We start from the raw sequence: 12473 nt of genomic DNA on the forward strand, positions 1-12473 counted from the left end.
AATAGCTATGTCGCACCGGCCGCCGCATTCGTTTCACGAGAAGGCTCCCGAGTCGCGGAATCGGCGGCGGTGACACGTCCAGGCGGAGATCTCCACGGTCCCGATGCCCCACGCCGCGGCCCCAGCCGATCCACGGGCGTACCGGGGCGTGGTTTCGGGCAAGCCGCACTGGCCAACAATGCTGATGACGACGCCGTATCCGGTGTTCATCCGCGTCACCTCCGTGGGGTGCCCGTTGCGCATCCTGCGCGCCGGGAATTTCCGAAACCCATCACTCCCGTGCGCGGTGATGAAAATGCAGACACGGGACACTCGGATATCCGGTGTCGGCAAAAACATTCGCACATACTGCGAAGCGCCCCCATCCTCGAGCCGCGCTTATCTCGCGGCGACCCACATTCTCGAACCGCGCTTCACGAAAGTTATTCCGGGTTAGGCTCCCCAATTTTCGGGGTGACGATATCGACTCGACTGCGCGGTCGCCTGCCGACCGGGCACCCCGTAGGCCGAGCTCACATCCCGGCCGAGGACGGCGGTAGGGGTAGGCGGCGACCTGGCCGGTGATCGTGCTGATCAGGGCGGTGGACCGGCCACCCCCAGGTGAGCCGGGCCACCGCTGGCCGGATTCGCCGGTCGATCAGCTCAGGCCGATGCCGAACCCATCAGAATTCACTCCTCTCCTGGTGATGAATCCACGGGATCGTCGATCCCCGCATACGGTGCATATCGCGCTCGGGGGCGTGGAATGTTTCGCAAGAAACCGAAGTTCTCACATAATGAAATTAACAACCGCCCATAATGTTCTGGACAAATTAACAACCGCCCATAATGTTCTCGGCAAATTAACAACCGCCCATCATGTTCTGGGCAATCGACGGCGGAACGGGTGGCAATCAAATTACTCGGCGCATTTGTTTCTCGTGTGTATTTGCGTGATCCACGAGGTTGCGGAGGTGGGGGCCGCGCACGGCCGAGGCGGGGTGGGCGAGCACTCGACCTCGGTCCGGGCGCGGCGGGGCGCCCCGCCGGCCGAAGGGGTTCGGCGGCCGGAGCAGGGCTGGCTGCCCGGTCCGCCTTCGCGGCGCGGGCAGCGTACTCAGCGGGTACCCGCAGACAACTGCGATACGCGGGTATCCCCGAAGGCCGCAGACCCCGCGGTCATTCGGTGCGGTCCTGTTCGATCGTGACGGTGACGAACGAACTGCTCGCCGAACATGACGACGAGTTCGCCTCCGCCCTCACGGAACTCGAGGGCTTCGCTCGGATTGAGCGTCGCCGACGCGGGGTAGTCGGCGGGAACGAAGGCACCACCCACCGGCCACGGCCCCACCCTTTTCGCCGACGCCGGCGCCGAGGTGCACCACATCTACTCGACAACAAGGGGTTGGGCGATGACAGGCAAAGGTCAGATGGCGTTGGCCGTGGGTGCCGGGTACATGCTGGGCCGCACGCACAAGATGAAGTTGGCGCTGATGCTCGCGGGCGCCGGAGCATCCAGTCGGTTTCCTTCTGGCTCACTGGGTGTGCTCGGTCAGGCTGGCAAGCTGCTCGCGGATTCGCCCGAGGTCGCCAAGCTCGGCGGGGCGGTCCGGAAGGAGTTGATGAACGCGGCGAAGACGGCCGCGGTGACCGCGGCCAGCCATCGCATCGACTCACTCAACTCCCGGTTGCAATCGGGCGGTGACGAGGCCGCGGGCGGGAAGGGGGCGAAGCGTAGGCGTCATGAGGAGCCCGAGGACGACTACGACGACGAGTACACGGAGGACGAGACCGCCGAGGAGGACGAAGCCGAGGAGGAGTCACCCCGCGCCCGCAAGCGCCGGGCCCCGCGCCGCCGCACCTCGAGCAGCGGTGGTTCCCGGCCCAACCGGTCACGGTCCCGGTCGTCGACGAACAACGACGACGAGGAAGACGATCTGGCCCGAGCCAGGGCCCGCAGGACGCGCGCGAAGGCGACGACCGATTCTGTACCCGTACGACGACGCACCCGGGAGTGATCAGCGATGACCTCGAATCTCGACAGTGCAGCGAAGAAGCTGCGCCAGAACGTGTCCGGTGCGTCCGGTGAGGCCGCATCGGTGTCACCGCTGAAGAAGGCGGCGCAGGGCCTGCTTGGCACCGTGACCGACAAGGCGATGTCCACCGTGTCCGACAAGGTGCAGGGTGCATCCGGGAGGCTCACCGATTACGCCGAGGGTGGCGGCGGAAGCCTGCTGTCCGCGGTCACCGGCAAAGAGCAGCAGGGTGACGGCAACGGGGACGAGAAGGCCGATGGCAAGTCACTGTTCTCCGGGTTGACGGACAAGGTGAAGGAGACGGCGTCGGATGTGAAGGACGCGGTCACTGGTGGTGGCGGTGGCGGGGGCGGTAAGGGCAAGAAGCTCAAGTTGACCAATATCGTCGAAACGATCGATGTCGGAGTGCCGGTCCAGCTGGTCTACAACCAATGGACCCAATTCGCCGACTTTCCCTCCTTCATGAAGAAGGTCGAGCGGGTGGAACAGGAATCGGACGAAAAGGTCGAGTGGAAGGCTCAGATCTTCTTGTCGCACCGGACCTGGGAAGCGTCGATCATCGAGCAGGTTCCCGACGAGCGGATCGTGTGGCGCTCGAAGGGTGCCAAGGGTTTCATCGACGGGGCGGTGACGTTCCACGAGGTGACTCCCGACCTCACCCGCATCGTTCTGATCCTCGAGTATCACCCGAAAGGACTATTCGAGAAGACAGGAAACCTGTGGCGTGCACAGGGGCGGCGAGCGCGCTTGGAGTTGAAGCATTTCGGACGCCATGTCATGACGCAGTCCGTTCTCCATCCCGACGAAGTCGAGGGCTGGCGCGGAGAGATTCGGGACGGCAAGGTTGTCGAACCTGAGGAGGCCGAGGACAACAACGAGGAACCGGCTGACGACGAGACAGCCGACGACGAGACGGACGAGTACGAGGAGGAGCCGGAGGAAGACACCGCCCAGGCGGAGGAGGGGGAGCCGGAGGACGAGACCGGCGAGTACGAGGAGGGGGAGCCGGAGGACGAGACCGGCGAGTACGAGGAGGGGGAGCCGGAGGACGAGACCGGCGAGTACGAGGAGGGGGAGCCGGAGGACGAGACCGGCGAGTACGAGGAGGAACCCGAGGAAGACACCGCCGAGGCGGAGGAGGAGGAGCTGGAGGACGAGGAGGAGCCGGAGGACGAGACCGGCGAGTACGAGGAGGAAGAACCCGAGGAGGAGCCCGAGCCGCGCCGGCGTCGTCCCCGGAAGGTCGCGGCAAAGAAGGCCCCCGAGAAGGCCGCCGCGAAGAAGACCCCGGCAAAGAAGACCACAGCGAAGAAGACCCCGGCAAAGAAGACCACAGCGAAGAAGACCCCGGCAAAAAGGACCCCTGCAAAGAAGGCAACGCCGCGGCGTAGGACAGGAGCACGCGCATGACCACGGCCGGTGGACCCAGCTCGAGCAGTCTCGCCGACGTCATCGACACCATCCTCGACAAGGGCCTGGTGATCGACGCGTACGTGCGGGTCTCGCTGGTCGGTATCGAACTACTGACGATCGACGCCCGCGTTGTCGTCGCCAGCGTCGACACCTACCTGCGGTTCGCGGAAGCGGTGAACCGGCTCGAGATCGGCAGCGAGCCCAAGGGGCTGACGGACCTGGCTGGGGGCGGCGAGGGCGACGCTGAATCGAAAACCCAGGGCGCGCTCGGGGCCGCCGGCGAGAAGCTCGGCGACCTCCTCGGCGGCGGACAGGAAGAACCTCAGCGCGAACGGGTTTCACGCAAGTCCACTCGCGGGGACAAGTGATGTCGACGTCGGAACAGGCCAACGGGCACCCGAGGAGCCGACCGGTCGGACCGTTTCGAGCAGGGGTGTATTCGTCGAATTGCTCAGTCCCTGGCGGTCTTTGATCGATTGAACTTCCGGAGTTCCGGGTAGTCCGGTAGTCCGGTAGTCCGCACTTACCTCTCCACTTCGGGTGTGCCACAGGGGCGAGGTGGAGGAGGCGACGGCGAGAGCGCAGAGCGGGCCGAGGAACGACCGGTACCGCCACACGTCGCCGAGCCGCCCGCACACCGGCGGTGCCGGAGGGGCGATAGCGGGGAGTAAGGAGCACGAGCATGACTACAGCGGGTGGGCCGAGTTCGAGCAGCCTGGCCGACGTCATCGACACCATCTTGGACAAGGGCTTGGTCATCGACGCGTACGTGCGGGTCTCGCTGGTCGGCATCGAACTGCTGACCATCGATGCCCGCATCGTCGTCGCCAGTGTCGACACCTACCTGCGGTTCGCGGAGGCGGCGAACCGGCTCGCGATCGGCAGCGAGCCGAAGGGACTGTCCGATCTGGTGTCGGGCGGGACGGAAAAGATTGCGAAGTCGAAGACGAAGAGCGCCATCGAAGAGAAGCTCGGCGGCCTGCTGGGCGGGCAAGAGGAACCGGAACGGGAACGGGTGTCGCGCAAGTCGACTCGAGGTGACAGGTGATGGCTACATCGGAGCAGGCGAAGAACCAGAAGAGCGGGAACACAGAGAAGTCGGACAAGAAGCAGACGGCGGGGGTGTACGTCTACGGCATCGTCCCGGCCGGCGTCGAACCTGGGGACGACGCGACCGGGGTCGCGGACGGGAAGGTGGACATCGTCACGGACGGTGACATCGCCGCACTGGTGAGCGCAATGTCCGTGGACCGTCCGATCGGCAAACCCGAAGACCTCCGAGCCCATGCGAATGTGCTGGACGGGACGGCCGGGGTGGCGCCGGTGCTGCCGCTGCGGTTCGGTGCGGTGCTCACCGACGCCGACGCCGTGAAGGAGGAACTGCTCTCGGCACATGCGGACGAGTTCGCGGCGGCCCTCGAACAATTGGAGGGAAAGGCTCAGTACGTGGTCAAGGGCAGATATGTGGAGCAGGCGATCCTGCGGGAGATCCTCGACGAGAACGAGCAGGCGGCGCAGTTGCGTGATGAGATCCGGGACAAGTCGGAGGACGCCGGCCGCGATGCGCGGATGGCGCTCGGGGAACTGGTGAACGACGCGATCGCCGGCAAGCGCGAGGAAGACACCCGCAAGACGGTCGAGGCCCTCGACGACCTCATCGACTCCGTCAACCGCCGCGAACCCACGCACGAGGAAGAGGCCGTGCAGGTGGCGGTGCTCGCCGACGTGGACAGGCAGAACGAACTCGAACAGGCAATCGGGGAACTGGCCCAGGAGTGGGACGGCCGGGTCGAGATTAAGCTGCTCGGGCCCATGGCCGCCTACGACTTCGTGGTCACACAGAATCCGACGGGGCAGGGCTGAACCATGGGACTGCTGTCATTCATCATCACGTTGTGAAGAGTGTGATTTCGCTGCCGAGTTGATCCAACGGCAGGTCGAGGAGGAAATGCACAATCCGGCGGCCATCCGCCGCGCACTCGAGGAACTCGAAGTGGCCCGTGCGCGGGGTGAAATCACGGCCGAAGAGGAGGAGCAGGCGCAACAGGCGCTCATCGACCGGATGACGGGATCGCCCTAGGGGAATGACCGGCAGGGCCGAGCTGGATCCTCAGCGCGGCGCGGTGCGCCGAGGCGGTTCGGTGCGGTAGCGATGGGACGGATGCGGTGCGTGGTCATCCCGATTCCGCGGTCTCGGACACGTATCGGGGAGACCGCCCCGTGTCGGAGTTGGACCGGCGAACGGATAATTCCCCCCGCCGCTACATGAGCCTGACGAGGACCGGAACGGCGGCCAGGTCCGTGCGGGCGTCGGCTCGGTGGCTTCTTCCCACGCCCAGTAGAAACCGCCGCCCATGGTGACGGCCGCCCGGTGGCCGGCTCGTCGGATTGGAACACCCGTGACCTGGGCATACGTTGTGGGTGGCATACCGAGCAGCGAGGGGTGGGTGTGCCGCCCGCACCGAATGCGGCGGTTCGACGACACGGAGGTAAGCGATAAGCAGACCACTGACCGGCCCGGGACGCGATGATGACCCGCGGCGGATGGAGCCCGGGGTCGACGACCGCCCGATCGCTGTGGAGGAGCGGGTGGTGACCAAGCCCGCCCGCACCCGCGCGGCCGCGGCGTTCGCGCTCGCGGTCGGGGTGGCCGCGTTCGTGTGTGCTGATCGTGATCCTGTCCCCGGTCGGGTTGGTCCTGGGCATCATCGGGTTGATCCTCGGTGTGCGGGCGGCCCGCCGGGTGGGATCACGGGGAAGGGTGTGGCGATCGCCGGCCTCGTGCTGAGCGCGCTGGCGATCGTCATCTCGATCGCCTTCGCGCCGGCGTGGTCACCGTCCTGAACGACGACAGTGCCGTCGACCGGATCGAGCAGTAGGTGGACCAGATGCGCGACAAACTCCCCGACCACGTCGAGGTCCCGCAGCCCTGACGGCGCCCACAGCACCGGGCGTCTCGAGGAACGTCTCGACCAGTCCAACGATGAGCAGGGATTCATCGGGAGCGTGGGCCGTGAAATATGTTGAATTCGAAAACAATTGGTCCCAGGGGGGCCGCTGAATGGGGCTTTCGGCCCGTCGCGCGGCGGGACGAAGCTGCATCGACTTCGCCGGCCGGCCGACAAGTCGGTGTACTGGCATGGCGGCCTGCCGGGGTCGTCGAAGGCGAGCCCGAGTCGCTCCTCCCACACTCGGCCGCGACGGACTAGGCGGCGTCAAGGTGTCGACGTGGCCCGATCGAGGGGTCGCCGCCGCTGCCGGTGTTCCAGCGTCGGGAGTAACGGCGAGGCCGCACCCTCGATACATCATTATGGAGAGACGACGTGCGGATCCGGATACCGCACTGGGCTACCTCGAAGGACTTCCCGCGCTGGTGCTGCTGGAACGGCTTCCGGTGCCGGTGCTCGCCCTCGACCGCGACGGTCACGTCGTGCATGTCAATCGCGCGTTCGAGGCCATGTTGGGGTATCCGCACGATGCGCTCTCGGGGCGATCGATGCGCGATCTGCTCCCGACGGCGTCCCCTCCGCGGCCGGTCGCAGAGGATCTGCAACAGTCGGCGGGGACGATCGTGACGCTCACGCACCGAGACGGTTCTGCCGTGCGGGCGGCGATCAGCAAGTCCGTGCTGACACGGGCGGACGACCCGGTGCTGCTCGTCTGCTTCCAGGACGTGACCGAGCAACTGTGGGACGGCGGAAACGCACCGACCTTCGGGTAAAGGCCGCGATCGCGTCGGTTACTGGCCTGCGCCCGATGCGGCGGGGCGCCGCCGCGCACGGAGATGAGCGAGCATCTTCCGCTCGAAGTCGACTACAACTGCGGCGTCGGCGCCTCGGCACTCGTGGTCGCGGTGGTCGGCGTACTCATCGTTGTCGGATGAGAGTTCGACCAACTCGCAAGAGGACCTCCCTGGCGGCGTGATCGACGAGGGCTTTGCGCGGTTCGAACGGGGCCGTGGCTCATGCGCCCCAATCGGCGCAAACTAAGGCCCACGGCTGTCCGGATGGTGCTGTTCGGTTCGCGTCGCCTACTCGAGGCCGATCACCTCGTGCGCGATGGCGGCCAGCCGGGTCTGGGCTGCAGAGACGACGCCGTGCCGGTTCTTGTGTGCCTTCTCTACGCGACGATCACCCGCACGTCGCCCGGTTCGGTGAGTTCCTGGACCGCGGTGACCGCCCGGGCGACGTTGAGCTCGTCGTAGTCGTCCGACCCAGAACTGTCGACGGAACGAACGGTGGCTCAGGAGGGATCGCTTCCGTGCGGCCGGTGGTGTCGTCGCGCGTAGAAGCGGTCCCGCTGCTCGTCGAGCAGGGATCGGGCCCGGTGTCGGATCCGGTGATGCTCGCGGGCGAACAGCAGATGGACGGCGAAGGTGTGTCGGGTCAGGGCGCCGGCGCGGCGGGCCGCGTTCTCGTCGCCCAGCAGGTAGGCGGCGGCGCGGTCGCAGCCGATGAGGAACCGCTCGTAGGCGAGCCGAGTGGGTGCCTGCTCATCGAGGTGGGATTGCGAATACCTCGACCAGCTGGAGGGGCACGCGCAGCAGCCGGTAGGGGAACCGGAGAAGGGCCATCGTGAGACCGCCGAGGGTCACGCCGCGGATCGTAACTTGATCGATATGTCCTTGTGGGCAGCCTGGGGATTCTTGATGCGGAAAACACGGGTCCAGCTCGGAGCGCGCCGCGAGCCCGGGGTTGGATTCAAGTCGCGCTGTCGTGGGTAACCCGACAACCGATCCGAGGCAACACCCCTGTACGGCTGCCCCCAACCAGGACCAATCCGATGACCTCACACCAGCACATCACCACCGATCACGACGAGATCCGCGAGTGGATTCAGGCGCATCACGGCGTACCGGCACGAACGGCGGCGACCACCGCCACCGCAGGCACCCTGCATATCGACTTTGCCGCGATCCGCCCCGGCGCGCTCGCGCACATCTCCTGGCAGGAGTGGTTCACCGCGTTCGATGCGCAGGGCCTCGCCCTGTGCTACCCGGATCCGCATGTGCGCGGCGGAGCGAGCGCGTGGTTCGAACTCGTGCCCCGCGGCGGCGGGATTCACCCGTGAGGTGAGCGGCGTGGCCGATGTCCCGGGTGTGCTCGAGGAAGTGTCGCGTTGATCGAGCCGGCCGTCGAGCGCTGCGCCGGGGCCGCGAACACTGCCTGCATTCGCGGGCGTCATACACGTGACGGCGGGCGTACTGCCGCATCGACTGGGGTACCCGATTCGGGTGGGGTGAGGCGATGTCGAGAGGCCCCGCGTGAAGGTGATCGGTGATGATCAATCTGTATTACCCGCTGGCTGTTGCGCTGTACATCATCGTGGCGCTCTGGCAAGGCAATCTCGGCCACTGGTGACATCCGCCGAGTGCGTCCGGTGGTCCGGGTGGCGCGCGCCTGGTGAAGGAGATCGATGAGATTCGAGGACCCCTGGTGCTCCTCGATGGCGGAAGCGCGGCGGCGGGCCGAACCAATTGGTGGATGGTTAATTTCGGCGGACGGGTGGGGATATGTCAGCGCGACGATCGTGAGGTGATCGCCTGTGGAGTGTGATCCCGAGCGCCAGTGCCGTCAGGGGCCCAATTGACCATCCGGGCACCCCGAGGAAGCGGCGACACCCACTCCTCGTGATTTCAGTTTCCGCCGCCGTTCCGGCCGCCATTGCCGTTGCCCCCGTTTCCGTTTCCCTGGTTCCCGTCCCCCACGCTTCCGCCCGGTGAGTTGTCGGTCGGCGCGACAATTTCCAGTGCCCGGGCGATCGGTTCGGAGCTGAACATCGTGGCCGCGGCGTCGCTGCAGGGGCGAGGCTGCTGCTCGGGGCAGGAGCGGACGGCGACGGGACCGAGGTCGACCCCACGGTGCTGCTGCCCTCATCCTGCGACGCGACGCGACGGCCAGTGCCAGTAGCGCGATTGCCACCAGTACCGCCGCAACCGCGGCGACGATCACCCCGGTACCGGGGTGACCGACGAGGCTGCTCGGGCGGCCGTCGAGGAACACCCCGGCCAGGCCGGCTCGTCAGAGATTTCGGTGGACAGACCCCTCGGCACACCCGAGGACCTCCAAGCCCACGCGCACCTGCTGGACGGCACGTCGGGTGTCGCACCGGTCCTCCCGCTTCGATTCGGAGCGGTCATGACCGATGACACCGCCGTCGAGGAGGAGCTGCTCGCGGCGCACGCCGACGAGTTCGCCGCGGCTTTGCAGGAATTGGAGGGTCGGCGCAGTACGTCGTGAAGGGGCACGTCGAGAAGGCGATCCTGCGTGAGGTGATCGACGAGAACGCCCAGGCAAGCGATCTGCGGGACACCGTCCGCGATCAGCCCGAGGATGCCACCCGCGATGCCCGGATGGCGCTCGGCGAGATCGTGAGCAACGCCATCGTGGCCCAGCGGGACGAAGACACCGCGAAGGTCGTCGAGGCGCTCACGTCGTTGGCCGGTTTGGTCAATGTGCGGGAACCCACGCACGAGGAGGATGATGCGGCGCGGGTGGCCGTTCTTGTCGAGGTCGCCCGGCAGGAAGAGCTCGAGAATGTGGTGGGAGCCCTGGCCGAGGAGCCGACCGGTCGGACCGTTTCGCAAATGGCAGACCCGCCGAATGACCCAGTCCCCAGCGGTCTTTGGTGGATTGAACTCCGGCCGTTCCGGGTAGTCGGGTAGTTCGCGCGGGCCTCCGTTTCGGGTATGCCCGCGGGCGAGCTGGCCGCGGCGCCGAGCCGACCGCACACGAAGGTTCGGGACGGGCGGCAGCCGGGGAGCGAGGAGCGAAGCAATGACCACAGCGGGAGGTCCGAGTTCGAGCAGCCTGGCCGACGTCATCGACACCATCTTGGACAAGGGCCTGGTCATCGACGCCTACGTGCGGGTTTCGCTCGTCGGTATCGAACTGCTCACCATCGACGCCCGCATCGTGGTCGCCAGCGTCGACACCTACCTGCGCTTCGCCGAGGCGGCGAACCGGCTCGCGATCGGCAGTGAACCGAAGGGCCTGTCCGATCTCGTGTCCGACGTCAAGGGCGGCGGCAGCACGAAGTCCAAGACCAAGGGCGTCCTCGAGGGCGTGGGGGAGACGCTTGGTGAGCTGCTCAGCGGATCGGGAAGCGAACGCGAACCCGCACCCCGCCGGAGGCGGAAATGACCTCCGCCGACGACACCGACATCGAAGAGGCGGCTCCGGCGGCCGTGATCTACGTGTACGGCATCGTGCCCGCGGACGTGCAACCCGAAGAGGACGCCACCGGTGTCCACGATGCCCCGATCGAGATTGTCACCCACGGCGACATCGCGGCGTTGGTCAGCGAGATCGACCCGGACCAACGGCTGGGCACCCCCGCGGATCTGCAGGCCCACGCCCACATCCTCGACGGCACCGCGCACGTCGCCCCGGTGCTGCCGCTGCGGTTCGGTGCCGTCGTGTCCGATCGCGATGCGGTAGTCAACGAGTTGCTCGCCGAACACGAGGACGAGTTCGCTTCCGCCCTGAATGAGCTCGAGGGCTTCGCCCAGTACATGGTGAAGGGCCGCTACGTCGACGAGGCCATCGTTCGGGAGATCGTCGACGAGAGCCCGGAGGCTTCCTCCCTGCTCGAGACGATCCGCGACCAGCCCGAGGAGCTCACCCGGGATGCCCGGATTGCTCTGGGGGAGATCATCGGCCACGCCCTCGAGGCCAAACGGGACGCGGATACCCGCACCACCCTCGGCGCGCTGTCACCGCTGACCGACACCGTCACCGTCCGCGAACCCACCCACGACGAGGACGCCGTCCAGCTCGCGGTCCTCTTTGAGGTCGACCGGCAAGACGAACTCGAACGGACGGTCGGCGACCTGGCCGAGCGTTGGGAGGACCGGGTCACCATGCGCATCCTGGGCCCCATGGCCCCCTACGACTTCGTGGTGACACCGAAGCCGGAGGGCTGACGACAGGGCCTGCTGTCGTGCAGGGTTCACAGAGGCTGTGCCCACCCTGCACGTACCGATCGGTATCGCTGGAAGACCTTCGGGTGAGGCACGATCCAGTCCGACGCGCCACCAGGGTTGTCGGAGGCAGCGGTGAGGACGGCACGGTATCGGTCATCGACACCGCCACGAACAGAGTCGTGACCTCGCAGCCCCTCGGATACGTCACCGATCTGGCCGTCAGCGAGGACGGCCGTCACCTGTACGGCACGAGCGGCGCGTCCGTTACCGTGATCGACACCGAATCCATGACCGGGACGGCGGAGGTCACCGTCGGACCTGTGTGGGACCTCACCCGCTCGAGCAGCGAGTTCACCGATGTCACCAGCAGTGTCGCTGTCAACGCGGACGGCACCCGGGCCTATGCCACGTACCACGTCAGCACGGTGGAGCGCGCCAGCGGCGGCGGCACCGGATCGTTCATCACCGACAACACCGGACGGCTCTGGCGTGTGACGGGCGGATACGAGGTCGTCGCGGTGATCGACGTCGACCCGTCCAGTACCACCTACGGGACCCAGCTCGCGACGGTCCGGCTGCCCGAGGGAGCACAAGACGTGGCGATCAGCGCGGACGGCGATCTGCTGTATGTCTCCGGCGCGGACGGCCGGACCGTCTCGGTGGTCGATGCCGCGACATACGCCGTCCTCGGGACCTTCGTGACCGACCCGGACGGCTCGACCTCCCGGTCGTACGGACCCTACCGATTCCTGCTCGTCGATCCCGATCCGGACACCGGCGGAACGCTGTACGTCACCGACTACGCCGACGCGCCGGGTATGCCGTCACCGGCGCACCGGGCGGCGCACCCGCCGCTGTGCTCACCTGACCGAACCGACACGCTGGATGACGCGAACGGCCCCCGATCCCTTGCGGAGCGGGGGTCGACTCGTCGGACGCGACCAGCGGTTGTCGAAACCGAATCCGTAGTCGTCCAGCGTAACCGCAGCACCAGTGCCCTCGCCGAAGCCTTCCGGGCAGTACTGGTCGTCCTAGGACGGCACGGCGTACGCCACGGCGCGCGCCTCCTCGGTCGGCGGATCGATCATCGAATGCAATACCGGACGTTCTGGTGACATGAG

12 protein-coding genes and 4 pseudogenes are annotated in these 12473 nt (G+C 66.8%); 13 read left to right on the forward strand and 3 right to left on the reverse strand.

Annotated features, from left to right (window positions below; all coding sequences use genetic code 11):
* Nucleotides 1–33: 33 nt before the first annotated feature.
* The gene (locus CJ177_RS47335) at nt 34–210 is read right to left on the reverse strand and encodes a hypothetical protein (protein ID WP_166680863.1); all 177 of its coding nucleotides are present in this window, start codon (nt 208–210) and stop codon (nt 34–36) included.
* A gap of 1181 nt (nt 211–1391) precedes the next feature.
* Here CJ177_RS47335 and CJ177_RS09360 point away from each other — a divergent pair.
* From CJ177_RS09360 to CJ177_RS09395, 8 genes and pseudogenes are all read left to right on the forward strand, one after another.
* Nucleotides 1392–1997 (forward strand): hypothetical protein, encoded by a 606-nt coding sequence (locus tag CJ177_RS09360; protein ID WP_005241536.1) that lies wholly within the window; start codon nt 1392–1394, stop codon nt 1995–1997.
* Between the two features lie 6 nt (nt 1998–2003).
* Nucleotides 2004–3425, forward strand: coding sequence for an SRPBCC family protein (locus tag CJ177_RS09365; protein ID WP_095867621.1), 1422 nt, complete (start codon nt 2004–2006; stop codon nt 3423–3425).
* Nucleotides 3422–3796: a gas vesicle protein GvpJ gene (gvpJ, locus tag CJ177_RS09370; protein ID WP_005241538.1), complete on the forward strand. Its 375-nt coding sequence runs from the start codon at nt 3422–3424 to the stop codon at nt 3794–3796. The genes CJ177_RS09365 and gvpJ (CJ177_RS09370) overlap by 4 nt, the downstream gene beginning before the upstream one ends.
* 314 nt (nt 3797–4110) lie before the next feature.
* A complete protein-coding gene (gene gvpJ / locus CJ177_RS09375; protein ID WP_005241539.1) occupies nt 4111–4476 on the forward strand; it encodes a gas vesicle protein GvpJ in 366 nt (121 codons plus the stop codon).
* A complete protein-coding gene (locus tag CJ177_RS09380) occupies nt 4476–5291 on the forward strand; it encodes a GvpL/GvpF family gas vesicle protein (RefSeq protein WP_095867622.1) in 816 nt (271 codons plus the stop codon). Before gvpJ (CJ177_RS09375) ends, CJ177_RS09380 begins: the two co-directional genes overlap by 1 nt.
* 58 nt (nt 5292–5349) lie before the next feature.
* Entirely contained in the window at nt 5350–5508 is a 159-nt protein-coding gene (locus CJ177_RS48185; protein ID WP_373560041.1) for a gas vesicle protein GvpG, read from the forward strand.
* A gap of 416 nt (nt 5509–5924) precedes the next feature.
* Nucleotides 5925–6307 (forward strand): annotated as a pseudogene (locus CJ177_RS09390) (DUF4190 domain-containing protein).
* Nucleotides 6308–6738: 431 nt separating this feature from the next.
* Nucleotides 6739–7149 (forward strand): PAS domain-containing protein, encoded by a 411-nt coding sequence (locus CJ177_RS09395; RefSeq protein WP_005241543.1) that lies wholly within the window; start codon nt 6739–6741, stop codon nt 7147–7149.
* Between the two features lie 309 nt (nt 7150–7458).
* On the opposite strand, the pseudogene CJ177_RS48190 reads toward CJ177_RS09395, so the two are convergent.
* Nucleotides 7459–7634 (reverse strand): annotated as a pseudogene (locus tag CJ177_RS48190) (ferritin-like domain-containing protein); the annotation flags it as partial.
* Between the two features lie 36 nt (nt 7635–7670).
* Nucleotides 7671–8022 (reverse strand): annotated as a pseudogene (locus tag CJ177_RS48195) (hypothetical protein).
* 188 nt (nt 8023–8210) lie between these two features.
* Between CJ177_RS48195 and CJ177_RS09410 the strand changes: the two are divergent.
* The 5 genes and pseudogenes from CJ177_RS09410 (at nt 8211) to CJ177_RS09430 (ending at nt 12467) form a co-directional block, all read left to right on the forward strand.
* On the forward strand, nt 8211–8498 hold the full coding sequence (locus tag CJ177_RS09410) for a hypothetical protein (RefSeq protein ID WP_005241552.1): 288 nt from the start codon (nt 8211–8213) through the stop codon (nt 8496–8498).
* A gap of 893 nt (nt 8499–9391) precedes the next feature.
* Nucleotides 9392–10092, forward strand: a pseudogene (locus CJ177_RS09415) (GvpL/GvpF family gas vesicle protein).
* A gap of 112 nt (nt 10093–10204) precedes the next feature.
* Nucleotides 10205–10570, forward strand: coding sequence for a gas vesicle protein GvpJ (gene gvpJ, locus CJ177_RS09420; protein ID WP_095867623.1), 366 nt, complete (start codon nt 10205–10207; stop codon nt 10568–10570).
* Entirely contained in the window at nt 10567–11352 is a 786-nt protein-coding gene (locus tag CJ177_RS09425) for a GvpL/GvpF family gas vesicle protein (RefSeq protein ID WP_095867624.1), read from the forward strand. Before gvpJ (CJ177_RS09420) ends, CJ177_RS09425 begins: the two co-directional genes overlap by 4 nt.
* A 179-nt stretch (nt 11353–11531) precedes the next feature.
* A complete protein-coding gene (locus CJ177_RS09430) occupies nt 11532–12467 on the forward strand; it encodes a YncE family protein (protein ID WP_257014450.1) in 936 nt (311 codons plus the stop codon).
* The last annotated feature ends 6 nt before the right edge of the window (nt 12468–12473 follow it).

The sequence above is a fragment of the Rhodococcus sp. ACPA1 genome, from assembly GCF_002300195.1.
GTDB lineage: Bacteria > Actinomycetota > Actinomycetes > Mycobacteriales > Mycobacteriaceae > Rhodococcus_F > Rhodococcus_F opacus.

Coding starts and splice junctions, on each gene's coding strand:
- gvpJ (WP_005241539.1), top strand. CDS start 4,111: ATGACTACAGCGGGTGGGCCGAGTTCGAGCAGCCTGGCCGACGTCATC.
- CJ177_RS09425 (WP_095867624.1), top strand. CDS start 10,567: ATGACCTCCGCCGACGACACCGACATCGAAGAGGCGGCTCCGGCGGCC.
- CJ177_RS09395 (WP_005241543.1), top strand. CDS start 6,739: ATGGAGAGACGACGTGCGGATCCGGATACCGCACTGGGCTACCTCGAA.
- CJ177_RS09380 (WP_095867622.1), top strand. CDS start 4,476: ATGGCTACATCGGAGCAGGCGAAGAACCAGAAGAGCGGGAACACAGAG.
- CJ177_RS09410 (WP_005241552.1), top strand. CDS start 8,211: ATGACCTCACACCAGCACATCACCACCGATCACGACGAGATCCGCGAG.
- CJ177_RS09365 (WP_095867621.1), top strand. CDS start 2,004: ATGACCTCGAATCTCGACAGTGCAGCGAAGAAGCTGCGCCAGAACGTG.
- gvpJ (WP_095867623.1), top strand. CDS start 10,205: ATGACCACAGCGGGAGGTCCGAGTTCGAGCAGCCTGGCCGACGTCATC.
- gvpJ (WP_005241538.1), top strand. CDS start 3,422: ATGACCACGGCCGGTGGACCCAGCTCGAGCAGTCTCGCCGACGTCATC.
- CJ177_RS09360 (WP_005241536.1), top strand. CDS start 1,392: ATGACAGGCAAAGGTCAGATGGCGTTGGCCGTGGGTGCCGGGTACATG.
- CJ177_RS47335 (WP_166680863.1), bottom strand. CDS start 210: ATGAACACCGGATACGGCGTCGTCATCAGCATTGTTGGCCAGTGCGGC.